Genomic DNA, 25,714 nt, shown 5'->3' with positions numbered 1-25,714 from the left:
GGATGACCAGCATGACCAAGACACTTCCTCTCTGGGCCGCGCTCCTCTTCGGCGTGATCTGCGGCGCCGTCATCGGCACCATCGTCGCCGCCTTCTATCTGACCCTAGCCCTGAAAACCGGGTTTCAGAGTTTCGACATGCTGGCGCTCTGGAAGGCGAGCGCCGGCACCCGCGCGGCGCACCCCGAAGCCTTCAAGGTGGGGTTTGGCGCTGTCGGCTTCGGGGCGATTGGCCTCGGTGCGCTGGCGCTGGCCTGGACGTGGAAGAAGGAGCGCGACGATTACGGCTCGGCTCACTGGCAGACAAAGGCGGAGCTGAAGAAGAACGATATGCTGCAGGCCCCCGGCAAGGGCTTCGTCTGCGGCAAGCTCGGCGCGCCGAGCTCTAGGCCCGAGTTCATCTCCTCGACCACCATCCCCCATGTGATGATGGTGGCGCCGACCCGTGCGGGTAAGGGCGTCGGCTTCGTGATCCCGAACCTTCTGAGCTTCGCGGGCTCGGTCGTGGTGCTCGACGTGAAAGGTGAGAACTTCGAGAAGACCGCCCGGCTGCGGGCGCTCAACGGCGACGAGGTCTATCGCTTCAGCCCCTTCGATTGGGCCAACGCCACGCACCGCTACAATCCGCTCGCCCGGATCGCCAAGGCCCCGAGCTTCGCGCAGCGCTTCACCGAGGTGTCGATCCTGGCCGACCTCTTCCTCGACAAGGACAACAAGCAGCTCGACACCTTCTCTGAGGCTGGCAAGTCGATCTTTGTCGCGGCCTGCCTGCTGGCCATCCAGCGCGGCACGCCGAACCTTGGCGAGGTGAACAAGATCGTCGCCGGGGGCGAATACAAGAACGCCCAGTACAAGACCTATGCCGACGAGGCCGAAGAAGACATCCTGCGCGAGCTCTGGACCAATGCGGCCTCAGCCTCGTCGCGGCTTCTCACTTCGAACATCCAGGCGCTGATGACTGCCGGCCTCAAGCAATGGGACAATCCGGCGGTCCGCTCGGCCACCGAGGCGAGCGACTTTGATTTCTCGACCTTCCGGAAGACACCGCAGTCGCTCTACATCGCCGTCTCCGAGGATCACATCGCGACCCTGGCGCCGCTCCTGCGCCTGATGTTCGCTGATCTCATCGCGTCGATCCGCCTGAACGAACCCGGCCCGGACGAGCCTTGGCCGGTCATGATGATGATCGACGAATTCCAGCAGATGGGGGCGATGCCCTATCTCGAACGTGCGATCCATTCATTGGCGAGCTATGGCGGCCGCGTCGCGATGATCGCTCAGTCGCTGGCCTCGCTTGACCGGATCTATGGCCCCGAAGGCCGCGAAAGCCTCGAGAACGGGGCAGGGCTGAAGCTCTACATCACGCCACGTGATCAGCGGACGGTAAGAGAGGTTTCTGCCGCCGTCGGCAGTACAACCCGCGAGGCCGTGACCCGCATGTATGGCCGCAACAAGGGCTTCCTTGGCGCGACCTCGACCTCGGCCCGGCTGGAAGAGCGGCCGCTCCTGTCGGAGACAGAGGCGCGCCTAATGGACCCCGACGAGGTCATCATCCTTGCCTCGCCGCAACACCCGATCAAGGCGAGCCGGATCAAGTATTACGACGATCCGTTCTTCAAGGAGATGCTGGCCCGGCAGGAGGGCAAGGCGTTCCCGTACCCGCCGAGCGTGCAGGGGGTGGGGCCGTGGAGTGGCGACGCTGATGACGATGCCCGTGAGGGTGAATCGCGGAAACCTGCAGAACGCGCGCCTGTGCGGGATCGTTCGCAACGCCGTGAAGCGCGGGCGATGAGCGTGATGGCGCTCGAGGGCGGGCGCGGGCAGCCTGAGCCCGAGAAGCTCGAGCGGGAAGCGGCGGTGCCGAAGGAATGGGAAGCGGCGCTCGACCGGCAGGAAGATTTTATCGAGGAGTTGTTGGGTGGGTGAAGGCCTGACCATGACTCGATCGGCCCAAAGGAAACATCCAGCGTCCATCTTTCATGTTTCAGCGCGACCCGATATAGGAGATATTCGCTGCACTCGCAAAACCCACTGAGCTGCGAATTCACTCAACGCGAGACGAGCTGCCTTTCATGCAACCTCCGACCGGCCTCCCTGAGGCAGACGTTGATTGAATTTACAGCGTACAAACTCCTTCGGCGCTGCCGGTAGCTAGCTGATGCTACCACAAGGCGTACAGTTCTTCCTTCAACCGCTCGCTTCTTGTCATCTCCTGCAATGTGCGTTTCGGCAGACCTAACCCTTTCCAAAGTGCGACAACCGCTATCTGAAGTCTTAAGCATTTGTCCCAGTTGCTGTACCAGCCGATACTCGGCAGATAATCGGTCAAGTAATTCTCGGTGCGCCACGCCAAATTTCGATTTAGAAGCGCCTCGTAAACTGCATCGAAAGCGTCGTTCACTAGAACTTGAGAACCATCGGAAGGTTCGTGAAAGGCCTGAACGAGCAAGAAAACTTGAAAATCCAATGCGGTAGAGCTCGAGAGGTCGTCTTTGGTTTCCTCTAAGCGCTCAGCCCAAACAGCGATCGGCACGTGGCGCTTGTCAGCATTGAGAAGGTAGCGGCAGGCGAGTAGTTGCGACCGTTTCTTTGCCGTATTTTTTGCATAATGGATGATCCAATCTGGTCGGTTCCTAACGTACTCGGTCCAAGTTTCCCCGATGTCCGGTAACGCTTTCGATGGTGAGGCCGAAACGCCATCAATCACAGATGCAGTAACTGCCTCTGGAGCACAATCGGCTACCATTTCGACAAGACCGGAGTGATTTCGGCCAATAATGAATTGAACAAGCTTCGCAATCGACGGCTTTTTCGCCCGACTCTCTTGAAGCAGTGACAGCAGGGCCTCATCGCTGAGGGTGTTTACGCGGCTATCCGCAAGATGCTCTATTGAACGACCGGATGCTCGCACGAACGCAGCTTCTGAATCTTTAAGAAGATCCCAGAGAAAGTCGGCGTTCTTTTTGGGTGTAATTCCATCAAACAGGCTCTCCGCAAAGGGTCCTTTGCGACTTGCTTCCTTCGACAGCAAAGCGGCCAACTCGGTAGGATGAGCCGTGATCCAGGTCTGCACCGTCGACTTTTCCACTGGCTCTGGATCGGGCAGCGCGTTCGAATTTGGCATACTGGTTATAGCTTGTAGTACTTCAAACTGATCGAGGTCGGGCAATACGGAAAACTCAGCAGCTGCAGGTTGCATGATTTCTCGCTTGAGAAGTCCAGCCACCTCTTGCGACGGATACCAGTGCACAATTCTTGACAGAGTTTGATCAGTGTCCAAGGCGCCGCTCTCATGTGAGAAAAGGAGTTCATATAGCTGCGCAAGCTTGACCAAATCTCCATTTTTGCTTTCAGTATCAGCGCCATAACGCCACAGAAATCGCCGAAAATGAGTGGGGAAAATTTCGGCTACGTCATTGGTAATTTTAGAAATGATTGCATGTTCTAATGGCCCGAATTCTCTTTCTTCCTTGGATTTAGGAGTCGCGAACTCGATATCGAAGTTAGATTTTGAACGCGGTTTTTGCCCAGTAAGTGGAGCGAGCCGAAATGAAAACTGGCGTCGCAATGCAGGCCACTGTTGGGACCACAAAGCAAGCATGGCTGCTTCCATGTCTTTCGAAGATCGCAGCACCAATCTTTTATCTGCCTCAAAATACGTGCGTACAACCAAATCAAAAATAGTTTCCGGGTTGATTGATTGTATATCGTGCGAACCCGCCGAAAGGTTCAGTTCTAGATGCTCTGAAAAGTCGCGGTATTCCCCAACCTCCTTTGGCTTATGGAACATTGCAAGGATACTATTTAGCTGGGTAATACGAGATAGGTCGGCGTCATCCAAAAGAAGAACGTGGGTCCATACACAACCAGGACGCGGCATCTCTGGTGCACGCCAAGTTTTCATTAGGGCATAGCGTTTTTCACCCGCAACAGGGCGGCCGGACAAATAGCTTTCCGTGCCGGTTTCAATACGCGGGTCCCAGTCTGTGTCTGCTAAGAGGGATGTCGCGAGTTTCTTCGACGAAGTCTCGCTGCTTGCCAACAACGTGTGGCCGCGGTCGTACCCAAAAAGAAACTGTTCGATCCGCAGAGATTGCTGGCTAGATGATGCACTACGCGTCATCGTCGTTCAGCCAAGTCAATGGAAGTGTAATGTCATTCGTAGTTTTTTCATCCCAGCGACACTGCACCCGGTTAGCGGGATCGACAGCGAGGAGCTGATTTCGTGCCGCTCCTTCGAATGACCCTCCTTGCGCAGATATCCCGCAGTGGCGAACATCGTATAATTCTGAATTGGTTTCGAGATATTGCGCCAACATAGGCATCTCACGCGCAAGCCACTCTGACGGTTCAACTTCGTCAGCCGCGACCACGTCCCATGCCGAGATCGCAATAACGAGCCTACGGCGTCCTTTCCGGAGAACCGGTGCCTGTAAGATCTGTAAGATATCAATGATCCGGGTTTGCTCGGGCATTCTGCGCGGATCAAAATCTACAACTCTATCAGATTCGGCAGCCTCGCCTCGTTCGGAGGCTATGTCTTGCTCGGGTTCAGAACCTTCATCTGGGAAGTGGAAGTCAGTCACAAATAGCGCATCGTTCGCGCGATCCGCGTTGACGAAGAACAGAATGCCGTCCGAGTCCTGGAGGATCGACACAAAATCCTCTTCACACTCGCGATCGGCAATAAGTGACAGGAACGTCTCACCTGAGAAATCGGGCAGCCGAAGTACGGACCTGTTGCTGGTCGTTGCATCGCGAACATGCATTTCAACCAGTTCCTCACTTGAGGTGAGCGTTCGCGGAACTTGCTCGCACTTCAACCAGATTCGCTTGATTTCATTTAAGTATCGTACGTCACCGGAAATCTTATCGAGAAGGATCGATGAAGCACTGCCAGCATCTAGGATGTGCCAAAGGGCAGCCAGAAAGGTTGTTTTGCCAGAGTCCGGGTATCCAAGTATAACGTGCTGTTTTTGGCTCATGAGATCTCTCCGAATTCTCGGTTTTCTGCGAGAAGATCGAACCTTGTATTGATTGCTTTGATCGGCGGGACGCGAACTGGGTCCGGCTCCTTCGCGCTGAGCCAAGACTGAAGGAGAACGTCACAACCATGTGCTTGTTCAAACTGGCTTTGCGGATCGCGCGCTGCGATCTCGAAAAGTGTCACAGACGCCAGACGGTTCCCAAAATCCTGAGCAATCCGCTCGACTGTTGCTTGAACTCGCGCGACGGTTTGTTCTACGTTACCTGCTCTTTCGATGTCGTCCCGTTTGGTCAGGATGACTTGGAGGTGCTGTGCTGTCGAAAGCGTACCTGAATCCACCATGGCGCGCACCAACTGGCGGGCAGTATCGAGGACCTCATGCTGTTCTTCCGGTCGTATAAGGCGGGCACCATCAATCAACACTGCGACGGTTCTTGCGAGCCTTATCTCTTGTAGGTCGTACAAATGTGCGGGCGTGTCGAGGCCTTCCCTGTAGCTCTCTCCGGCACGATCGGAAAGAAAGAGGTCGGCTGTCTGTGTCGGCTCATTTGCAGGCGATGTCGCAAGGTGAAAAAACTGAAGACCCTGAGAAAGAGATGTGCGAGGTGTATCTGGGCGATCCATCCCTGAACTTGCTCTCGCGTAGTGACCAACTTCCTCAAACGCTGTCAATGTACCACTACCCGCAAAGACACGGTCAGCAAATGGACCTCGGTGAAATCGAGCATAAATTGAACAGATGAGAGTTGATTTTCCACTGGAGGTGTCACCTACGATCGCAACCATTTGAGCCGGTCGTTTGAGCAAATGCACATTCACGTCTTCTTGCGTGAAAGGTTCTCCCCTCGGCAGACGTACCTTGGCAGACTTAGTCTCCTCTGAAATAGGGGCCTCATCCGTTTCAGTGCTATCGGCCGGACGAGCTTTCACAGCCGGTTTCCCGAAGTTCGGACACGACTTCACCGGGTTATGACCCTGAAGACAGGAGCCATTCTCACCAATTTGGCAGTCAGGATTACTACAAATTTGATCTTCCAAAACGTCCTTCCCCCCGCTCAGCTTGAAAGCGCGTTCAGGAGAAGGAATTCGCGGAAACTCTGATTGGCTAGCTCACTCGGCGAAAAGGCAGCTGTTTCTGACAGGCTTCCGTCATTTCCATACATTTTTTTCCATGCGGTTTGAGAGCCAACTTCGCTTGCCCGGGAAATCGCATTGTTGACGCTGCATAAATCTCGAACATCAGCAATCGTGCTGTTGGGAGTGACGTCCGATAATTCTTCAAGGGTAAACAGTTTGGGGATAGCTTCTATCTTGATTTTCGACGGCTTGTCAGTTCGACCCTCGCGGAGCGCCTTGTTCATGAGAAACGTCCCTGCTCTTGGACCGAGGTGTGTACGAGACAGTTTGGCAAGCTCTGATCCGATTAGAAATGCTGCTCGCCCTGGTTTCATGTCTGCGTATGACTCATCAACAAGGCGGCTCTCGCCACCAACTAACCACCACAACATGTCCGTTTCTTCACGCAGTCTGGCGATCTCTGACTTCATTGGGCTAAGCGCCGTATTCATTTGCTGAGCAAGATGTTTGACCATCTCGTGGCCATCGATATTGAGCTCTTTTAGAACGCGATTGAAGCTGGGAAAGTCATTCTGCGGAACGAGTTCTTCCGCTGAGCCACCTAAGTCTTTGTTCAAGGATTTTGCACGGATCAGTTTGATATCGAGCGAGCTACGGGTTGAAAGTGCCAAGTCGTTCGCCGCAGCCTTAATGATTTCGACAAATTGAGGGTAGACCTCTGCTTTGCGGTGCCCAAAGGCATTTGCGACAAGGAAGACCAGTGCTGTAAACTGATCGTCCTCCTCTCGTATCTGGTGAGCAATAAGGGCCATTGCTAGAATGGCTATTTCATTTTTGTTGGTAACCATCGAAAAGGCTTCATCAGCCTCTGATATCGGATCCGAAAGCCATCCGGTGTCTTTGCGCATTGGCAGGCCAAAATACGCACGCACAGCGTCGATGATCTGCGGCCGCGTTAGATTCGCCGCAATCGTCTTAAATGGTTCGATGCGTAGCGGGATGTTTGCGGCGTCAGGCGAAAGGCCCGCATGTCCGTAGCAATCTGCAAGTTCGAGTTGCTGCATGTCTGCCCTCATTGTTCTTGTTCCGGTAGTTTTGCAGGAGTGGCTGCATCAATTGCGGCCTTGAGTTCATCAAGTAGATCGCGTTCACGAGCCCGGAGCAAGACCCGACGGAAGCGTTCGTGGTCGGGCAGCTTGGTGTCCGCCTCTTCAAAGAGATCGAGGCTGCCCGCAATCTCCAGCTTCTTGCTGAAAGTTAGTTTGAAGTACCGGATGCTGAGTGTTCGTAACGAAGTCATGGAGGCGTCCTCCTCAATCACCGTTCCGTCCGGAACCGGCGAAGCCTCAGCCACGTTATCACTTTTTGATGGCGTTTGGGGAGCGGTCCAAGCCTCCAAGGCAATCGATTGACTGAAATGATCAGCAGCTCCGTCCATTTTAGGGACAAACTGCGTCGGTCGATTTTGCCAGACTCTGATATGAGCTTTTATATCGAGGGTACGTTTGTTGCTTTCAGTATCGACTGATAGCTCCAGAAGATTGTAACCCGGCTCCCAGCCATCCTCTCGCCTATCGGGATGCGCTGCGCTTGCAGCGACTCTAATCCAGTCGCGGCCCAATACTACACGATTGGTATGCTCGTGGCCGAAGATCTGGATTTTTGAAACTACGTTCAAATGGTCTTCAAGTTGTTGGCCATTCGCCAGCCAATTGTACGGGTGGTGGCACATGACCACATGCGTCACCCCATCCTCATGAGTTATTCTTTGCGCGGACGGGTCAACATAAAGCGATCTTTCCTTATCGTTTTGACTTGAGACAAACGCGGAGTTCAGGCCGGTGATGCAAAGGGTCGACCCGTCGTTCAGCTCAAAGCGCCGTTCGACTGTTGTTCTGTCGGGAGGCAGTAGATCGCAAAAATACTGTGTTGCAAAATCATTGTAGTTCTCAATTGACCGATATAACCAATCACGACTGTCTTCATCGTTGAGAAGCTGGGCGAGCTTCCCTGGCAGAAGCTTCGAATCTGCGGTCGCTTTAATGTCATTGTGAATAGCTTGAACTAAGTGTTTTTTGGTTATGGTTTGCTGAACGTCATGGTTGCCTGGAATGACCATTATAGTGCTCGTATCGCACCCAGCCGTCTCGCAGACTTGTTCAAGCCATTTTTGGGCGAAATCGTATTCGTCTGCATCACCTGCATAGGCGATGTCGCCTGATACAAGAACTACGTCTGGTGTCGCACCTATTGTTTCGCATTGTTGGCGAAGATCACGCAGCAGAACGGTGCGTACATGGTGGTCTTGATCCATGGGCGAACCCGCTTCGCCGTTCTTGAAGTGAATATCTGAAAGATGCAGGATCAGCATATCAAGACCGTTGATTGCTGTGTCATGCTAAAGCATCGACGTGAGGCCAACTGTGCAGGAATTGCATCCAACGCTTCGTATGCTATGTTCTGTTCGCGCATTTTTACCGCTAAGCCCCCTAAATTGGTTTGCAGTGTTTCGATTATTTGCCGATCACGCTGGAATACCCTCACCAAGTGGTCCAGTCTGTACAGTAGGCCATGGTAAGTCTTTGGTCTATTGAAACAATGCTATTGGCGTTGGCGGGCAGCAACACAAAGCGCTGTGCGATTCGACCGTATCATAATGGCGACGCCATCGTTCGTTTAAGATTTGAGACTCTCGCGACGTTGTGAAGATCTCGCCGGTGAGCAGTTCGTCCCTGAAGTGGGCGTTGAAACCCTCGCAGCACACTTCCGCTTTCCGCCGACCAAGGTCGTATTCTCGCGGCCCCAACGATTAAGCGGAATCTGCGCATCTTGTAGGAAGTAGATATCAGCCTGGCAAATAGAATTCCGTAATCCCCCGTTTCCCCTCGGCCCGCCCAAGCTGCACGATCACATCGATCGACTTCCGGATGTACTCGTGCACCTCGGCGAAAGTCAGCGGTGTCCCGGCCTGCAGCACCATGATCGCCAACCGGTCGATGGCGAGTTCGGCGGTCTCGGCATGGATCGTCGAGACCGACCCGCCGTGGCCGGTGTTGATCGCTTCGAGATAGGTCAGGGCTTCGGCACCGCGCAGCTCGCCGACGATGATCCGGTCGGGGCGCATGCGAAGGGAGGCCTGCAAGAGGGCGTTGGCGCTGCGTTGCGACCCGGCGCTGCGGTCGGCCAGGAGGGCAACGGTGTTCGGCTGTCCTGGGAACAGCTCGAAGGCGTCTTCGATAGTGATGAGCCGCTCGTGCTCGCTCACATGGGTCAGGAGGTGACGGGCGAAGGTGGTCTTGCCGGTCGAGGTGCCGCCGCTGATCAGGACGTTGAGCCGGGCCTCGATCAAGGTCTGTAGCGCGGCCTCAAGGTTTTCTTCGGCGAGGGAGGCAATGTTTTTCATCTTCTCGGCGCGGAGGGTATCGAGAGAGACGGCCTTGCCGAAGAGATAGGTCGGGGCATAGTCCCGGACGCTGCCCGAGGCGAAGAGGCGGATCGTGATGGAGGCCCCGCGATCGATGGCGGGCGGTACGGCGACCTGGACCCGGAGAGGGCGGCCTGCATATTCCACCTTGCCGGAGACGAGGGGGTTCTTTTCAGAGACGCGGGCCTTGGCATCGCCGACGATGGTCTGGGCCATGTTGTGGGCTGTGGTCCGGTCCACGGTCTGGCCTTCGTGGCGCATGGTGGCGTCGCCCGCGACCTCGAGCCAGACCTTGCCGTCCGGGTTGATCGCGATCTCGACCACGTCGTCACGCCTTAGAAGGTCGCGGAACGGGTCGAGATAGCGCTCGAGGTATGAGGCTGGTGACGCCTGCTCCATCAGTAAATCACCACATCCCGATCCACGAGCACGGTGACCGAGGCGCCCTGATCGACATAGATCGTGGGTGTGATCGAGACCTGATCGGCGATGACGGACCCGACCGCGTCCTGCAGATCGCTGCCGACATCGCCCAAGACGATGCTGGTGGTTTCATTGCTGGCACTCTCCGCCGCCACGGCGGGTGCCGCCCCGATCACGGAAATCAACGCCGCCCCACCGAAGCGCTCGGCGAACTTGGTGTCAACAGGACCGGTCAGGCCCGAGCGGCCGAGTTGGTCTCCGCCCACGGCGGCGATTTCCATCGAGGTGCCGTCCGGTGTCAGCACGCGGGTCCAGAGGATAAGGATGCGCTTCTGGTGCATCTCGATCCCGGAGCGGTATTGGCCAAAAAGGCGGGAGCCCCGGGGGATCAGGATCCGGTCCCCGGAAAACGCCGGGACCGGTTCGGAGACGACCGCGACGACGGAGCCCGGCAGATCGCTGTTGATGGCGGTCTGGAGCGCGGCCTGGATGACGGACCCTTGGGTCAGGGTGCGCTCGGGATGGGTGAGGCGGGCGGCCTCCTGCACCTCGAGCGGTCGCGCACTCTGCAGGAACTGCTCATTGCCCGAGAGGGCTGGCCCGCCAGTGCCAGCGGCAGCAGGATCGGCCACCGCCGCGCCACTTTGGCCACCCCGCGGACCGTCGGCATAGACCACGGCGGGGGATTTGATTTGCGCGGTCAGAAGCTCCTCGGCGACCCGTTCAGCCTCGCGCTGACGCTGTTCCTCTTCCTGTCGGCGGCGTTCTTCGAGAAGACGCCGATCCGCAATCAGCCCTTCGCGGTCGAGCTCGGCCTCGAGCCCCTCACGCTGCGCCCGTTCGGCATCGAGCATGGCCTGCAGGCCTTCGATGCGGGTCTCGGTCTGGCGCTGCAGGTTGGCCAGCTCGACTTCCTTGGCGGCGAGAGTCGCTTCAAGCGCCGCCTTCTGTTCGTCGAAGGCTTCACGCAGGTCGGCAACAGCGGACTGGATCTCCGAGTCGCGCGCGGCCTGGCTGGCGGCCAGCGCCTCGCGGAGCTTGGCGATCTCGGCCAATACCTCGGCACTTGGTTCCGGGGCTGGGACGGCGGGCACATCGAGCGCTTCCTCGACGGCGATCAGTGCGTCATTGACCCGTTGCTCGGTCTCGTCGGGTGGAAACTCCAGCCGCCCGCCGGTGCCGGGGCGGCGGTCCTGGAAGGTCTCGACATCGGAGGTCTCAAGCGCGCTGTCGCCCTCCTGCAACCCGGTGGCCAAGAAATACGCCACCCCAGCCCCGCCAAAGGCGAGGGCTGCGGCGAGCGCAGCAACCCCGAGACTGTTGCCCCGGCGTTTGGATTTACCGCGTTGGCTGAATTGATCGAGGCGGTTCTGAAGGTCGGGAGGGGTTTGATCGGCCATGGTCAGTTGCTCACATAGATCGCGCTTTCGTCGCGCCAGGCGCAGATCGCCTCATCGCCGATGCGCAGCGTCCAGTAGGTGTTCACCCCAAGCACCCGGACGGTGTTGCCTGCCTGCGTCCAGTTGACCGTGCGCTCGCGGCCCTGGTCATCGGCCTTGAAGAGGGCGGGCTGACGGGCGTTTTCCGGGAAGACGAAGTACGTGTAGCGCCCGTCGTCGTAGATATGGCTGGGGCGGAAATCCCCCTCGCCCGAGACGCGGTAGTTATAGTTGCGCGGTGCCTCGAAGCCTTTGGGCTGGGTAGCACCCGCCGCGCGGCGTTCCTCATCGGGGTAGCGGAAGCGGATTTCGAAGAACATGCCGGTCCGGTTCGGGATCGAACCTTCGCGCAAATGGAAGGAATAGGTGCGGCGGTTGGTGATCACCGTCATGTTGGTCGAGGCATTGGCCACATGCGGCTTGATGGTCAGCACGTTGCCGAGCTCCGGGATCGGGTCGACCTGGAAGCTTTCGGTGTCGCCGACGATCACCGCCTCGAAGCGTTCCCCCGCCCCGAAATGGATCGTCGTCGAATGTCTGAGATCGGTTTCGATCCGGTAGACCTGGTTTTCGTTATAGACGGCGGTGCGGATGCGGATGTCGAGCGGGCCGCCTTGCGGCGTGGCCTCGGCGAGGGCTGCAACAGGAAGAGCAAGCGCTAGGAGAAACGTGGTGAGGAGCGCGGGCAGGGATTTCATCTTGGTCAGTTCTCCAGGGTCTCGGCGTCGACGCGGTAGGAGGTCACCACGAAGCCCAAGGGGTTGGCCCAGACGTCCTGAAGGCGCTGGCGGGTTTCGGGTTGGAAGTCGTAGCCGACGGTTGCGACGTAAGACCGGGTGACGGTGCGGGTGTCGCGGGGACGGCGCAGCGTGCGGGTGAAGCGGACCTGGGCCACGCCGCGCTCGATCTGGTTCACCGATTTGATCACGACTTCGATCTTGGCGTCGCGGCCATAGACGGTGATCGGGTAGTCCTCGTTGGTGGAGGACCAGAGATCGCGCAGCGTGCGCGCGGCATCGCCGCCCGAACGATCGAGCACCGAGTTGATGCGTTGCTCGCCATCGGTCAGGTCATAGGTCTCGCGGTCATCCACATAGGCTACGAGATTGGCCTGGATGATGGCGTCGCTTTCCGAGAGCGTCAGTGCCTGAACTGCGGCGACCCGATCCATCTCGCCGGTTTCCTTATCGACCACGACCACGAAGGTCTCGGTCGATTTGAGGGGAAAGAGGCTCGCACCCGCGACCATGCCGGCCACGCCGACCAGCACGCCTGCCGCCGCGACGAACCAGGCGAAGCGCTCACGCCGCCTTGGCCCGTAGATGAAATCCGCTTCGAAAGCGTCGCGGTCAGGCGCGGGAGAACTGGTCACAAGATTCTTCAAATCAGTCGTCTTTCACATCAGGGTTTGCGGAAGGCCTTGGCGGCGGAGAGAAGCGCGCCAGGGCTTTGCCGGATCATCTCGCCGGTTTTCACCACGCCTGCGTTGGCCATCTGGTTCAGCTCGTGGGGGGATTTGCCGGTGGCGAGGCGCGCGGTCGCGCCGGTGCCGTACTCCCGCGTGTTCACGAAGCCCTGACGTGCAAGGCCCGTGAGGCCCACGGCGTTGGAGGCAATGCCCACGACGCCGGTGAGGTTGGAGGCGATGTAGGGCACCGAGGCCATGATCCCGGCGCTCAGGATCAGGATCACGAGAAAGGGCAGGATGAGGCTTACGGTCTCCACATCGTTTGGCGCGGCGGAGGCGTCCCCGATGGCCTCGGCGATGGCAACAATGATGCCTGCGGCGCCGGCCGCGGCGACCGGCATGAGTGCGTAGCCGATGGTGGCGCGGGTCCAGGCCTCGAAGAGCGATTGGGTGGGTTTGAAGAGCGAGGTCACGATCATGAAGGGGGCGATCACGATCATCAGCGCGAAGACGATGCGGGCGAAGGCGATGATCCCGGCGGTGACGGCGGCGAAAGCGGCGGAAAGGACGAAGAAGATCGCACCCAGGACCGCGCCGAAGACCCAGCCCGCGCGGTCGCCGATCGTATCGCCATAGGCGGTGATGCGGGCGACCATGTTGTCGAGGCTCGCGTAAACCCCGACCTCATCGCCAGAGCCGGTAAGCGCCAGGATCGAGGCGCCGATGGAGTCGGGGACGTCCGTGACCACGCCATAGATGACGCTGAAATTGTCCCAGCTCTGCGCGAAGATCCCCACCAGAGCGATCTTCATCCCGAAGGCAAAGCCGGTGCCAAAGGGCAGAGGGCGCAGCTGCATCACCGCGTTGATCCCGAGGAGCGCGACAAGGAGCGTTGCACCCGCCGAGATGACATTGCCCACGGAGGCCGCCGACGAAACAAAACCGTCCTGCGCCACGGTGTTCACCGCCGCATCGACCTGGCTCAGGATGTCGCGAATAACGCCCATCTATTCTGCACAGACCTCCGCGACTTGTGCCTCGATCGCATCGGCTTTTGCGTGGAGCTCCAGCACATTGAACGGCAGGCGCGGATTGTCTGAAGTCTGGAACCGGGGCAGGGCGGTGAGCGCCTGATCCCAGGTGAACTGGTCTAGCAGGCAGGTGCAGCTCTCCGAGGCGAGCGCCTCTTCGGCGATCAGGATGCGCAGGATCGCGCGGTAGCCGTTGCGGAGATAGGCGGTCTCGGCCAGGTCTGCGGGCGGTTTCGGGACCCGGCATTCATCGGCCCCGTCCCGCGCGATGGCCATCGAGCTGAAGGGCCGATCCTGACCTGATGCCGCGTCGGGCAAGACAAGGAGGCCGAGCGGCAGTGCAAGCGAAAGGCTCAGAAGTCCGGCTTCCATCAGGGTGAAGCGGCTCGGGGTGAGCTTGGGCCTCCTCATGGATCCACCGCCATCGAGCGGAACTTGCGCTCATCCGCGAGGGTCGCGGCATCGACAACGCCGAGCTGGCCGGCGCTGACGCCTTGCGCCGCTTCCAGCCGCCAGATCTGGGTCAGGATGATGCCAAGCTCGGCGGTGACGCGGGTGTTGAGATCGACGGCGGCCTTCAGCCCGTCCTGTTCGTCGATTTTGCCAACCATCACTTCCAAGCGCTCGAGACTTAGGCCCGCCTCTTCATGGCTTTCCTGCGCGGCGACCGACAGCATGGCGCTGGCCCCGGCCGAGGTGGCAATGCGGTTGTCGGCAGGCTGGTCAGAGCCCGAGAGCGTGCTCAGGCGTTCCGAGGTGAAACCGCTGCCCGAAAGCACCCGCTCGACCGAGGCCGACAGTTCCGCGCCGGGATTGAAGCCGCTCAGGAAATCGCCGCTCGCGAGCGACTGCGCGGTATTGAGCGGGGCCACCAGCTTCCCCCGCAGCGCGCGGAATTCTTCGACCGTGGCGAAGAGTTCACCCAGCCCGCTGCCTTCGATCAGCGAGGTCAGTTGCGCCTCAAGGTTGGTGAGCTGCGACAGTTGAGTTTCCAGTTCCAGCCGCATCGTGGCGAGCTGCTGCATCTGGACATTCAGATCCTCGGCCATGTGTTCGAGCTGGGCGACGAGTTGGCCAAGCTGTGAGCCATCGAAGGTCGGCACGCCCTGAGCCGTGGCGGGGCCGGAGACCCCGAGCGTGGTGACCGCGGCTACGGTCAGCAGAAAAAATCGTCTCATTCGGGAACTCCCATCTGCATGAAGTCGCGCTCGGCCAGCCGGTCGGCGACGAGGTGTTGGGCATAGGCCGCCTCGCGCTGCTGGTTCGCCGCCATCAGCCGGACGCGGAGGTTGAGAATGCGGCCGATCTCGGCCTTGGCGTAGGTGTTGAGTTCCCAGGCCGCCTTGGCATTGGGTTGCGCGTCGATCTGCAGGATGATCGCGCGCAGGCGGTTGATCACCTGTTCGGTGGTCGCCGAACTGTCGGCGGCGTAATAGACGCCCGCCTCGGAGATGCTGGCATATTCGGCGAGGGCAAAGTCCGAGGGCGAGAGCGTGCCGAGCGCGTCGGCCCCGCCTACGACGGCGAGATATTCATTGTAAAACTTGGAGATGTTGCGCACATAGCCTTGGGTCTCGGCAAAGGGCGGCACGCCGCCGTATTCGATCACGCGTCCCGGCCCCGCGTTATAGGCCGCGAGCGCATGGGGGATGTTGCCGAAACGGTTGAGTTGTGTGGTGATGTAGCGCGCCCCGCCGCGCAGGTTATCTTCCACGTTATAGCGGTCGACGCCGAGATCGGAGGCGGTGCCAGGCATGAGCTGGGTCAAGCCATAGGCCCCGACCGGACTAACGGCTGCGACATTGAAGCGGCTCTCTTGCTTGAGCAGGGCCTGGAAGAGGCACCGCCACTGGGTGGCGGAGAGACCGGCGCGGACCACACCGGGGGCACCTGCGAATTCGCCCGCGACCTCGACGATCATCATCTCGACCGTCTCCCGGCCCTCGCCGAAGAGGCGGTTGTTCATCGGGTTCGGATCGGTATTGGGATAGACCGCCGCCACCCCGAAATCCGCATTGCCCTCGAGCGCGCGAATATCGAAGCCTGGGCCGGTGATCGCGGCGGTCATCTCCTCGAGAACGCGCAGCTGGTCGGCCTGCACGTCCGCCAGCGTAGACTCCGTCCGATCCTTGTCCTGTTGGACGCCCAGATCCTCGGCGAGCGCCGTCACCCGTGCGATGGCGCGACCGATCGCGGAATTATCCTGTGTCGGCACGCCCTGGGCGAGCGCGGGCAGGGCGCTGAGGCCGAGGCAGAGCCCGGCGGATATGATCGCGGCGCGGCTCATTCCGGACGGGGCAGGAGTTCGAATGTGCAGTCGGGTTTTGCCGTGTCCTGAACCGGAGCGCCCATGGTAGAGACCGAAAACGCGGACCGCGTCACCTGCGGCGCGCCGTTGCGTCCGAAACAGGGCGAGGTCTGTTCGGTGTAGGTTTCGCACGCGCTCAGCAAGCCTGCGGTGGCGCAAAGTGCGAGGAGGGGTTTAGAACTCATATCACATGTCTCCAGAAATCGGGATTGGCGCGCCAATCGGCGGGCACGCGGGCCTCGCCGGTGGCACCACCGCCAAGGATGGGAAGCGACTCGCCGAGCGCGGAGAGATCGGCATCGACGAAGACGCTGTCACCCGCCGAGCGGACAAGCGCGATGCGCTGGCCGATGGTGGGCTGCACGAGGAGTGCGGCCTCCTTGGCGTTCACGCGCAGGAAGTCGTAATCCGAGATGGTGGCACGGTCGTTCGGGAAGAGGATCTGGGTCGGGACGGTCTCGACGATGGTCTTGCCGACGCGGCTATCCCGCAGCTGGCTCGGATATTGCGTCATCATGATCACGACGCAGTTCATCTTCCGAAGCGTCACCAGCCAGTTTTCAAGCCGCGCCCCGAAATACGGATCGTCGAGGAGCTTCCAGGCTTCGTCGAGCACGATGATGGTGGGGCGGCGGTCCTCGACCACGCGTTCGATCTGGCGGAAGATGTAGGAGAGCACAGCCATGCGCTCAGTGGTCATGTCGAGGATCTCGGTCATGTCGAAACCTATGATGTCACCCGCTAGCTTGAGGCCCGCCCCGCGCTCGGGTTCGTCGAAGACCCAACCGTAGCGCCCGCCTGGCGCCCATTCGGCAACGCGGGACTGCAGCTCGCCGTCGTCATCTAGCGACTGGAACAGCGTCTCGAAACTGGCGAAGCGCTGCAGCGCCGCACCCGCATCGGCGTTCTGGCCGACCGCGCTTTGGATGTGGCGGGATTGCTCGCCCGTCAGTGTGCCACTCCGCGTGAGAAGCGTCGCAAGCCAGTCCGAGAGCCATGCGCGGCCACGTTCATCGATTTCGGTATCGAGAGGGTTCAAGCCCGTGGGCACGCCTGCCCGGATTTCATTGTAGCGGCCACCAAGCGCACGGACAGCCATTTCGAGGCCGCGATCCTTATCGAAGAAGAAAAGCCGTGCGCCGACCCGCTGCGCCTGCGCCGCGAGAAAGGCGGTGGTCAGTGTCTTGCCGGTGCCGGTGCGTCCCAACACGAGCGTATGGCCGACCGTGGGTTCCTTGCCCGGGTTGCCTGCCTCGTGGAAATTGAAGCGATAGCCCGAGGTGCCGACCGTCGGCAGCACGGAGATGGTTTGGCCCCAGGGGGATTGGTCAGGACCACGCCCCTCGACGCTGCCATGCAGGGCCGCGAAGTCGGCGAAGTTGATCGAGGAGATCGGCGTCTTGCGGGCGCGGTAGCCGAAGTTGCCGGGCGACTGTGCGAAATACGTGGCTTTCAGCGCCATGTTCTCGCGCACGATCACCGACATGATCTCCTGGCCCACCCGCTTGATCTGGGCTGCGGCGCGTTCGAGCGTGTCGCGGTCGGGCGCATAGACTGCGATGGAGAGGTGATGGTCGCCAAAGGCGATGCGGCCCGCTTCCTGGTCGTCGGCGGCTTGGCCCAGTTGTTCCCGCAAGGAAACGGCGGCATCGTCGGAGGCATGCATCTGGCGGATGATCCGTTGGATGCGTTCGGCCATGATGTTGTTCGGGATCGGGCTGAAGGAGTTGGTCAGCACGATGTCGAGCGGCAGGTCGAGCGCGTCGAGGAGCGTGACATCCGTGAGGGCCGGATAGGTCTTCATCGAGAAGAGCGCGCCGTATTTGACCTGACCGGTCACGGCGTCGGTCAGGGTGACGACGTCGCCCTCAAAGGTCGCGCGGCAGTTGCTCAGGGTGTGCGAGAGGGGCAGGGCGCTTTGCCCGAAGGCAATCGGGGAGAAGCTGCCCGCGTTCAGCGTATTGAGATAGCCCAGCCATTCACCGCCCGACTTCGTGAGCCGCACAGGGTTGGCGGAAGCGAGCGCCACCTCGAAGAAGCCCGTGACCTCGTTCAGCTCCTGCAGGCGCGTCGCGCGATCCTTGACCCAGGCCTTGCGGGCCAGCGCGCGCAGGAGCGGAATACGGGCCGAGATATCAGGCCGCCGGATCACGCTAAGATAGAGCTGGCGCTTGGCCGGGCGCAGGTCTTTGACATGGGCTTGCCAACGGGCGTCGATCGCGGCGGCGAAGCTGTCACCCTCGATGGGGCGCATCCCGAGATCCTGGGGTACGGAGATGCGGTGGATGTAGAAGCCGAAGGCATTGCCGGTCTGGGCGACGATGGCCGCGACCGCGCGTTTGAGCGCATCGAGCCGGGCGTCCTCACTGGTCATCGGATTGAGCCCGTCGAGGCGCAGGGTCGCCATGAGGTCCCCCTCGCGCAGCACCATCACATCGTCACCGGCGAAGGCGAAGTACGGCAGGTGCTCCGCGAGATAGCTTTCGCGCGCGAAGTCACCGCCGCCTGCTTGACGCAGGGCGGGCCCAACAGTGGAAAGCGTGCCTGCATCAAGCGCCAAAGCTGTCGCCTCCGTGCAGCTTTCGGTTCTTCGTCGGGCGGACTGAGCCGTAGGAAACGCGCAGTACCTCGAAGAAATGCGGCTCCCGGTCAGCGACGAACCAGAGGATCGGATAGGCGACCAGACCGATCAGGAAGAAGACCATCGACTTCGTCCAGATGAACGGCAGAACGACCCCGCTTGCCAGCACCACGAGGTATCCGACGGGGAGACCCAGATACTTGGGCGGACGGGCGAGACCCAGAAAGAGGGGGGATTGTTGGGCCATTAGGTGCCTGTTTTGCTTAGTTCAAAAGGAGTGTCTGGAACCCGAACCGAGGCAGCGTTTGCGCAGCACAACGCGTTCGGACCCACCGAAGGATGCCTTCTTGCGAAACACGCACAGTGCTTTCCAGCTCATCACGAGAACCCATCCACAATCGTGCCAGCCGAGAAGATCAGCACGATCCCGATGATGACCGAAGCAAACCAGCCCCAGTTGAGCCGTCCCATCATGCACATGAAACCGGTGCCGATGACCGCGAGCGTGGCGACCGCGATCCCGATGGGGCCGGTCAGCGCGGCCTCGACGGTCTCCAGCATGGTCTGGATGGGTGACAAGTCTTGGGCGAGGGTGGGCGTTGCGAAAGCCGCCAAGGTTGTGGCGACAGGCAAGAGGCGGCCGAGGCGATGTCTGAGCATGCGAAGTTCCCTTGTTTTACTGAAGGTCGATGAGGACGGGCGCGCGAGTAGGCACCCGGTCCGCGACGCGGGTGTCCGGGGTGGCAACGGGCGCACCTGAAAGCCGGGACCGGATCCGATGTATGCGGGCGATGTAGTCGCGCGTCTCGGTGAAGGGCGGGATGTCGGAATACTCGACCACGCGGTGCGGGCCGGCATTGTAGGACGCGAGCGCGAGGTCGATGTCCTTGAAGGTCGCCAGCTGCGCGAGCAGATAGCGCGCCGCGCCGTCGAGGTTCTGGGCGGGGTTCCGAGGGTCGACACCGAGGGCGCGGGCCGTGCCGGGCATCAGCTGTCCCAAGCCATAGGCGCCTTTGGGGCTGACGGCGGTTGGGTTGTAGCTACTTTCGGCCTCGACGAGGGCGCGGAATAGGACCTGCCAGTCGTCTGCGCCCAGACCAACCTGGCGCAGAGCGCGATTGCCCTCATGTTGGACAGCCGTAGCTTGGATTAAAGAGAGGATGTTGTCGCGATCGGAAGGCGGCGTGGCACCCAGAGACGCCAGAACCACCTCGACATCAGCACTTTCATCCAACACCGCCCAGGCAGGTCTCTCGCCGTGGAAGGTCCAGCCAGAGGTCCGGGCCGTCCCGTCGCGGCCGAAGGCGATGACGTCAGCCGCGCTCCTCGAGGGAGATGCTGTAGTCAGGGCCAAAGCGCAGATCGCGCCCGTCACCGAACTCAAAGTGATGTTTGAAGAGCCCTGGCCATATGTTGAAATACCGCGGCTCGGGCCCGTGCGGGGTGATCCGGGTCGAGACCAGAATGGCTTCCGGCTCGCCCTTGCGCAGGTAGATGCACTGGTAGCGCGGCTTGCCATCGTCCGTGAACCCCACGAGTTCATACCGGCAGCGGAACGCGATGCCCTTTTCGGACAAGTCTTTGACACCATCGATGGTGATCAGGATCTGGTTGCGCGCTATCGGCATGTTCGGACTCTCCCCATGAGAGCCCTTCTACTGGATGACAGTAAGGCCATAAAGTCATATGGAGTCAATACGACATATTGCAGATAAATACAAATTGCACGATAGTTGCCGCAACTTTTGCGGGAGAGTGGCATGAGACGACGGGTGATGGCAGCAGCAATAGGGGTGATGGCAGCGCTCGGAGCGCCGGAGAAGGCGCGGGCCTATGACATCGACTGCGCCATCATGCTGTGCATGGCGGGTGGGTTCCCCCCGAGCGCGGTCTGCGCCCGCGCCTATCGCACGATGATTCGTCGGATCACGCCCTGGCCGAGCCTGCCGCCCTTCGGAGTCTGCACCTTTGCCCATGTGCCGGTCGAACTGGGCGGCCCCGGTGGGGAAGGTGAGCTCGACACCAGTCTCCCTGAATACGAATGGCTGAACCGGACCCATGTGATCTGGTTCACCGGGCAATCGTATGAGACGCGCGACGACGGTCGGAAGTGGAGATGGTCCATCAAGTCATGCGACCGCGAGAACCGGATCTGCCGATACATTCAACGAGTCAGCGGCGCGGACAGGCCTTGGTCGGAAACATTCATTTCTGAGGGTGGGCAGGTGGTGAAGTTTCCGTCACGCGGTCGTGGTGAGTTCTACACCCGAGGCATCTTGGTCGAATACGGGGACTATGAGGGCAACATGGGCCACTCAGAGTGGTTCTCCTACTGATCTTCGTTATCGGGCATCTTGAGTGAAACTGCGCGCACAATGGCAAGATTGACGTCGTAGGTTTCGGGATCAACAAGCTGGCGCCTGCTTACTGATCCATCGTTCCACCGGTAGTCAGTAAACACATGGATTTCCTGTGTTCCTTCGATGATAAACCCTTCCTGAAAGGGCCAGCCTGTCTTTCTTTTCGCCATGTACCCACGCCACTCGTACTGTTCTTGCCGTTACTTCTTTCGTGATGAGGGGTGCCGATCAAACCCGCAGGAAACGGACTAGCGTCTTGCAAAAAGCTCTTCGGGGTCGACGTTGAGCGCCCGGGCGATGCGTTCGAGGAGGTCGAGGGAGGCCGCAAATTTGGCGTTTTCGACCTTGCCCATATGGCCGCGGCTCACGTCGGCCCGGTGAGCAAGCTCCTCCTGGCTGAGGCCGCGGGCGCGTCTCAAGTCTTGGATGTTCAGTGCTACACGGTCCCGCAAGTTCATGCCGCTGAGACGGGCATGATGAGTGAAATATCGCCACGCGATATATGTTACATTCGAAAGTGTGGAGGATCTTACTAATACAGAGGCGAGGTCGCCAAGTCGATATGTCTACCCAATGGCAGGGCACTTGATAAACCGTTTCGCGGGCATTCTATCCATCAGTCGTTTTCAAAAGGGCGGAACCGGAATTGCCGGTGCCGCCAGTTGGTCGTCCACAGAGAGATGATAGAGGACGAATTCTACAAGAAGTTTTATGTGAGGCCATGCTGTTTCTTGTCATTGTGTTTTGCTTTGAAACGGCAGATCTCCGGTTGCATCCCTATGGAAGTCTCACAGTTCCAACTGTGGTGTATCCTTACTGAGCATCTGTCGAAACTATGGGAGAAATCGCTTTCATCAGGGCACCCTGACGATTGGGAAGGTTCACGATCTCAGCGGCAACAAGGCGGTCGCCGCTTTTCAGATGCACCTCCAAAGATGGTGGATGCTGTGATGCATCACTTTGCACCAGATCGTAACCGACCGCTATTCCAACGGCCTGAACCTTCATATCTTTGAGATCGGACCAAAATCGTGGCGGCACAGGGGCTGGGCGTTCCTTGTTACAAATGGCTGCTGCCGCAATCTGAGCCTGCGTGGTTGCATTGTGAACGGTTTCTATACGCAGTTTTCCAGGCGCAAATTTGTTGTCACCGCGGGCGCAATCGCCGATTGCAAATATTTTAGGGTCGGATGTCCGCATATCCTGATCGACGCAGATACCATTGTCACATTCCAAGCCTGCGGCTTCGGCAAGCTCCACATTGGGTGTGGCGCCGATGCCCGCCAACACAAGATCGGCCTTTACCTCGGCCCCATCGCCAAGATTGACCGAGGAAACGCGGTGATTAGCGGCGCCAAACCCTTCAATTTTTTTATTGAACAGGAATTGGACACCAGTATCCGTTAACTTCTGAGTGACGAAATTGGTTGTTGCAGGGGAAGCAACGCGGGCCATGGCGCGTGCGGCAGCCTCTATAACCGTGACGGTCTTTCCTAGATCGACTGCGGCAGAGGCCACCTCGAGTCCAATGACACCGGCACCAATGATCACAACATCGCGACAGTCGGGTCCGGTCAGGGCCTGGCGAAGTCCTGCTGAATCGCCAAGATCTCTCAGATAGTGAATCCCTTTCAGATCCACCCCCTGCAAATCAAGACGGCGAGGCGACGCCCCTGTTGCAAGAATCAAGGTATCGAATTTCGTCGTCTTCCCATCTGAGAAGCGAATTCTCTGCTCATTCCTGTCAATGCTGACGACTTTTCGCGCACGCATCAGCTCGATGCGATTGTCTTCGAAAAAGGAAAGTGGGCGTATCGGAGTCGGGTGCGGCCTGTCCGGCCCGAGCAGCCAGGTCTTGGATAGAGGCGGACGCTGATAGGGGAGCGCCACCTCCTCACCAATAAGCATTATCGCGCCTTCGTATCCATTTTTTCGCAAGGTTGCGGCAGCATTTGTGCCAGCTACTCCGTTGCCGATGATGACAGTTGTGTCCATGTTTTCGTTCCTCCCTGGGTATGTCGAACGTTTAGATAAGGCCAAGCGATCGTGCGATCAGTACCGCTTCGGTACGGTTGCCGGCTTTGAGGCCTCGCATTATTTTCTTGAAGTGCCACTTCACGGTGTCTTCCGTGACATGCAGGCGCGCTGCAATTTCCTTGTTGCTCAACCCAAGCGCCGCATGTTGCAAGACCCTGACTTGTTTTTGGCTGATCAGGGCTGATCTATCCACAATTCGGCGTTGATCGCCCCGCCCCTTGTTCGCCGGTTCTGCAATCACGGGAATTTCGGTTGCCGTTTGATCCAGGAGCGCTCTCGACTCTGGGCAAATGACCCGCAGAAAGTGGCACCTGTTCACCAAAGATCTGAAGCTGCCCAGTTGTTGCGCTTTGTGATTGGCTTCGGCGATTCGTTTCAGCGCCTGCTTTTCCTCACCCATCAGGTAGAGTGTGGCCGCAAGCGTATATTGTGCTCGAATTTCTCCACGTTGGTCCCTTACGGCGGTGAAATCTGAAAGAGCTTTGCGAGCCTGTCTTTCCGCCAGACCCAGTTTGCCGTCATGCAAAAATCTTGAGGCTTGCAGCAACGCGCTTTCCGCCTGGATGGCACGGTTCTGGTTTGGCAGAAAAAGCAAGTCTTCGTCCGATGGGAGAGGCTCGGCCGCGAGAGGGGTTCTCGTTCGGGTTCCCATGGTAAAGACTTCGGTGCCCAACCGAACCAGCATGTCCAACCGTTTCAGACCGCGCTCTTTCGCCAGCAGGCGGCAACGTTCAAGTAACAAAAAGGCCTGCGATGTGTCGCCCTGACGGATATAGATTTCGGCCGCGCTTCGAACGGTATTCCAAACGACATCCGTCACTCCAAATTTGAGTGCAAAATTCAGAGCCTCCTGCACGGTGCTTTCGTCGGGCGTAATCGACCCGTCTTCTGCCTGAATCTGAAGCTCCATGGTCGCGATCATGCCCTTGACAAAGGGCGTTCGCTCATAGGCAACGTTTTCATTTTCCTGTGCACGCCGAATTTCGCTGCGCGCGCCATAGATGTCGCCATTGAGCAGCCTAGCCAGAACGCCGGCGGTAGCAAGCCAGCCAAACGCATAGCGGTGACGGACTGCGCCGCTCACGACCGTGGCAGAGGCAATTTGATCTGAAAGGACAGCAAACTGCCTGTCGGAGGCGGCAATGAACGCTCTGCAAGTCTGCGCGGCGGCCCGCCCGACCGGGTTGGCTAATCCATACGTATCAATCCAGGTCGCGCAACTCGCGTCGCTTTTCTTCAACTCATCGTGTGTGGCAAGACCAATGGCTCGGACCAGTTCAGCCCATCCATTTGGGTCTTCCTGGCCCGTGGAGGCGGAACCTCGGAAGGTATTCAACTTCTCCAGAATATCCTGTGCTTCACTTGCACGTTGACTGAAGAAAAGCACCCAAGCATACCCGATGGCCAAGGATGGCATCTGAAACAATTTGGCCCGTGGAATCCCGGTGAACCAGATAGTCAAGGCTTCGATCTCTCCCTGCCTCAACGCAAGGTCCAACAGAGCTTGGTCAGAAAGCCGTTGGGCCCAGTTGTGATCTTGGGCCCGCAGAGCAACATCAACGACCAAGCGATGCTCTTTCCTTCGCCAATGCCAGAATGCGATACGTTTCAGAAAATACGATCGGCGTGACCCGTTTTCCTCGATGAAACGATTGCGCAGATACGCTCGAAGCGTGGGATTAATTTCAAAGCAGTTTGGCCTGTCAATGCTGGCCGTCAAGAGACTGTTAAGAGACGCGAGTTCAGCCAGTTTACTACCCGAATCGTGAGTCTTAAACACATAGTCGCAGGCTTCGGACGTGATTTCCTCCAGCCAGCTGGCGTTGATCAGGCAATCCCGGAGCGGCTGAGATACCTGTGCCAGAACGTCGTTTTCAAAATAGGCCTGAATTTCTGGTAGGTGAACGATAGCCTCGCCAGACGTATTCGATTTTCCGGCCAGCGCGCAAAGAAGTGGCCAACCGCCTGCCATGTTGAATATCTTCTTTGCTCGGCCGGTTTCCACCGGAAGAACCGACCGTGTCTCGTCGAGAGTGAAGCTCAATTCTCTTGGGCCGATTGTCACCACATCCGAAAGAACCGACAGGGTGACCATCGTACCTGGCAGGCGCTCGCTCACCGCCAATCGAACGGTTTCTGGCGTTTCCAGTGTGATCGTTTTCAGAAACCTCTGGATTGTGGCGGAGTCGGTGACACCATCAAGACAGATTGTGACACGCTTTTCGCGACCTATAAGAAGGCGCAGAGCGGCGATCTTGAGGCTGCGCCTAGACTGCATGCCGGAAAATTCCTGCGGCGCTAGCACCGCGACAATCGCGTTCGCGACTAACTCAGCCTCACAGACGCCCTCTTGCCAGAACGACGACAGGTCCAGATAGACACAGTCCTCCTCTCGGTCGATCGCTGCCTGGGCGCACAAGGCGATCTGCACGGACTTGCCGAAGCCACGGGGTGCCTTGAAAAGGAGGCACTTCGCGCCGGAGTGCCCCACAAAATCGAGCCGGTCACGTCTTAGAGAGCCCTGAACCAATTTTTTTCGTCGGGCATTCATCCGGTTCACGAAATCGGTAAGGTCGTCAGGGGTTGCGCTGGAGGTCGTGATCATCCCTCCCTCCCCGAAGTGATGTATCGTTGGCGAAC

Annotated in this window: 26 protein-coding genes; 2 read left to right on the top strand and 24 right to left on the bottom strand. The window is 59.0% G+C overall.

All coding sequences use genetic code 11. From position 1 onward, the window contains the following. The first annotated feature begins 11 nt into the window (after positions 1-11). Positions 12-1,925, top strand: a complete 1,914-nt coding sequence (locus tag BSF79_RS17375) for a type IV secretory system conjugative DNA transfer family protein (protein ID WP_090271128.1) — start codon at positions 12-14, stop codon at positions 1,923-1,925. Positions 1,926-2,160: 235 nt separating this feature from the next. Here BSF79_RS17375 and BSF79_RS17370 read toward each other — a convergent pair whose 3' ends face one another. From BSF79_RS17370 to BSF79_RS17275, 20 genes are all read right to left on the bottom strand, one after another. Continuing rightward, complete coding sequence (locus tag BSF79_RS17370) at positions 2,161-4,122, bottom strand: GAP1-N1 domain-containing protein (RefSeq protein ID WP_139246484.1); 1,962 nt, start codon at positions 4,120-4,122, stop codon at positions 2,161-2,163. Continuing rightward, entirely contained in the window at positions 4,112-4,984 is an 873-nt protein-coding gene (locus BSF79_RS17365; protein WP_090271100.1) for a TRAFAC clade GTPase domain-containing protein, read from the bottom strand. Before BSF79_RS17365 ends, BSF79_RS17370 begins: the two co-directional genes overlap by 11 nt. Next, entirely contained in the window at positions 4,981-6,024 is a 1,044-nt protein-coding gene (locus tag BSF79_RS19590) for a TRAFAC clade GTPase domain-containing protein (protein ID WP_139246483.1), read from the bottom strand. Before BSF79_RS19590 ends, BSF79_RS17365 begins: the two co-directional genes overlap by 4 nt. A 17-nt stretch (positions 6,025-6,041) precedes the next feature. After that, positions 6,042-7,127, bottom strand: a complete 1,086-nt coding sequence (locus BSF79_RS17355; protein WP_139246482.1) for a GTPase-associated system all-helical protein GASH — start codon at positions 7,125-7,127, stop codon at positions 6,042-6,044. Between the two features lie 8 nt (positions 7,128-7,135). Continuing rightward, the gene (locus tag BSF79_RS17350; RefSeq protein ID WP_090271097.1) at positions 7,136-8,434 is read right to left on the bottom strand and encodes a metallophosphoesterase; all 1,299 of its coding nucleotides are present in this window, start codon (positions 8,432-8,434) and stop codon (positions 7,136-7,138) included. A gap of 216 nt (positions 8,435-8,650) precedes the next feature. Further along, positions 8,651-8,869: an integrase core domain-containing protein gene (locus BSF79_RS17345; protein ID WP_090271096.1), complete on the bottom strand. Its 219-nt coding sequence runs from the start codon at positions 8,867-8,869 to the stop codon at positions 8,651-8,653. Positions 8,870-8,908: 39 nt separating this feature from the next. Further along, positions 8,909-9,886, bottom strand: a complete 978-nt coding sequence (gene virB11, locus BSF79_RS17340) for a P-type DNA transfer ATPase VirB11 (protein WP_090271095.1) — start codon at positions 9,884-9,886, stop codon at positions 8,909-8,911. Beyond that, positions 9,886-11,310, bottom strand: coding sequence for a TraB/TrbI/VirB10 family type IV secretion system protein (locus BSF79_RS17335; RefSeq protein WP_090271094.1), 1,425 nt, complete (start codon positions 11,308-11,310; stop codon positions 9,886-9,888). The genes virB11 and BSF79_RS17335 overlap by 1 nt, the downstream gene beginning before the upstream one ends. A gap of 2 nt (positions 11,311-11,312) precedes the next feature. Further along, the gene (locus tag BSF79_RS17330) at positions 11,313-12,047 is read right to left on the bottom strand and encodes a TrbG/VirB9 family P-type conjugative transfer protein (RefSeq protein WP_090271093.1); all 735 of its coding nucleotides are present in this window, start codon (positions 12,045-12,047) and stop codon (positions 11,313-11,315) included. A 5-nt stretch (positions 12,048-12,052) separates the two neighbouring features. Further along, positions 12,053-12,733 (bottom strand): VirB8 family type IV secretion system protein, encoded by a 681-nt coding sequence (locus BSF79_RS17325; RefSeq protein WP_090271092.1) that lies wholly within the window; start codon positions 12,731-12,733, stop codon positions 12,053-12,055. Between the two features lie 17 nt (positions 12,734-12,750). Continuing rightward, a complete protein-coding gene (locus BSF79_RS17320) occupies positions 12,751-13,764 on the bottom strand; it encodes a TrbL/VirB6 family protein (protein ID WP_090271091.1) in 1,014 nt (337 codons plus the stop codon). Further along, entirely contained in the window at positions 13,765-14,199 is a 435-nt protein-coding gene (locus BSF79_RS17315; protein WP_245776441.1) for a hypothetical protein, read from the bottom strand. Continuing rightward, a complete protein-coding gene (locus tag BSF79_RS17310; RefSeq protein ID WP_090271090.1) occupies positions 14,196-14,966 on the bottom strand; it encodes a type IV secretion system protein in 771 nt (256 codons plus the stop codon). Before BSF79_RS17310 ends, BSF79_RS17315 begins: the two co-directional genes overlap by 4 nt. Then, complete coding sequence (locus BSF79_RS17305; protein WP_090271089.1) at positions 14,963-16,075, bottom strand: lytic transglycosylase domain-containing protein; 1,113 nt, start codon at positions 16,073-16,075, stop codon at positions 14,963-14,965. Before BSF79_RS17305 ends, BSF79_RS17310 begins: the two co-directional genes overlap by 4 nt. After that, positions 16,072-16,281, bottom strand: a complete 210-nt coding sequence (locus BSF79_RS17300) for a hypothetical protein (protein WP_090271088.1) — start codon at positions 16,279-16,281, stop codon at positions 16,072-16,074. The genes BSF79_RS17305 and BSF79_RS17300 overlap by 4 nt, the downstream gene beginning before the upstream one ends. Then, positions 16,278-18,656 carry a VirB4 family type IV secretion/conjugal transfer ATPase gene (locus tag BSF79_RS17295; RefSeq protein ID WP_090271087.1) on the bottom strand — a complete coding sequence of 793 codons (2,379 nt, stop codon included), beginning with the start codon at positions 18,654-18,656 and terminating at the stop codon, positions 16,278-16,280. Before BSF79_RS17295 ends, BSF79_RS17300 begins: the two co-directional genes overlap by 4 nt. Then, positions 18,646-18,924 carry a VirB3 family type IV secretion system protein gene (locus tag BSF79_RS17290; protein ID WP_090271086.1) on the bottom strand — a complete coding sequence of 93 codons (279 nt, stop codon included), beginning with the start codon at positions 18,922-18,924 and terminating at the stop codon, positions 18,646-18,648. The genes BSF79_RS17295 and BSF79_RS17290 overlap by 11 nt, the downstream gene beginning before the upstream one ends. A gap of 131 nt (positions 18,925-19,055) precedes the next feature. Further along, the gene (locus tag BSF79_RS17285) at positions 19,056-19,337 is read right to left on the bottom strand and encodes a TrbC/VirB2 family protein (RefSeq protein WP_090271085.1); all 282 of its coding nucleotides are present in this window, start codon (positions 19,335-19,337) and stop codon (positions 19,056-19,058) included. 16 nt (positions 19,338-19,353) lie between these two features. After that, on the bottom strand, positions 19,354-19,911 hold the full coding sequence (locus BSF79_RS17280; RefSeq protein WP_090271126.1) for a lytic transglycosylase domain-containing protein: 558 nt from the start codon (positions 19,909-19,911) through the stop codon (positions 19,354-19,356). Between the two features lie 79 nt (positions 19,912-19,990). Further along, complete coding sequence (locus BSF79_RS17275) at positions 19,991-20,305, bottom strand: hypothetical protein (RefSeq protein ID WP_090271084.1); 315 nt, start codon at positions 20,303-20,305, stop codon at positions 19,991-19,993. Between the two features lie 132 nt (positions 20,306-20,437). Between BSF79_RS17275 and BSF79_RS17270 the strand changes: the two genes are divergently transcribed. Beyond that, positions 20,438-21,013 (top strand): hypothetical protein, encoded by a 576-nt coding sequence (locus BSF79_RS17270; protein ID WP_090271083.1) that lies wholly within the window; start codon positions 20,438-20,440, stop codon positions 21,011-21,013. On the opposite strand, the gene BSF79_RS17265 is transcribed toward BSF79_RS17270, so the two are convergent. The 4 genes from BSF79_RS17265 to BSF79_RS17250 all read right to left on the bottom strand — a co-directional run bounded on the left by BSF79_RS17265 (position 21,007) and on the right by BSF79_RS17250 (position 25,679). Continuing rightward, positions 21,007-21,207 carry a hypothetical protein gene (locus BSF79_RS17265; protein ID WP_090271082.1) on the bottom strand — a complete coding sequence of 67 codons (201 nt, stop codon included), beginning with the start codon at positions 21,205-21,207 and terminating at the stop codon, positions 21,007-21,009. The genes BSF79_RS17270 and BSF79_RS17265 overlap by 7 nt on opposite strands. Positions 21,208-21,285: 78 nt before the next feature. Beyond that, positions 21,286-21,495, bottom strand: coding sequence for a helix-turn-helix transcriptional regulator (locus BSF79_RS17260; protein WP_090271081.1), 210 nt, complete (start codon positions 21,493-21,495; stop codon positions 21,286-21,288). Between the two features lie 355 nt (positions 21,496-21,850). After that, positions 21,851-23,032, bottom strand: a complete 1,182-nt coding sequence (locus BSF79_RS17255; protein WP_090271080.1) for an NAD(P)/FAD-dependent oxidoreductase — start codon at positions 23,030-23,032, stop codon at positions 21,851-21,853. Positions 23,033-23,063: 31 nt separating this feature from the next. Continuing rightward, positions 23,064-25,679 (bottom strand): helix-turn-helix transcriptional regulator, encoded by a 2,616-nt coding sequence (locus tag BSF79_RS17250; protein WP_090271079.1) that lies wholly within the window; start codon positions 25,677-25,679, stop codon positions 23,064-23,066. Positions 25,680-25,714: the final 35 nt, after the last annotated feature.

The organism is Thalassovita taeanensis (assembly GCF_900110775.1).
Lineage (GTDB): Bacteria > Pseudomonadota > Alphaproteobacteria > Rhodobacterales > Rhodobacteraceae > Litorimicrobium > Litorimicrobium taeanense.
The sequence above is the reverse complement of the archived record's forward strand: the minus strand, read 5'-3'. Positions and strand labels throughout refer to the sequence as shown.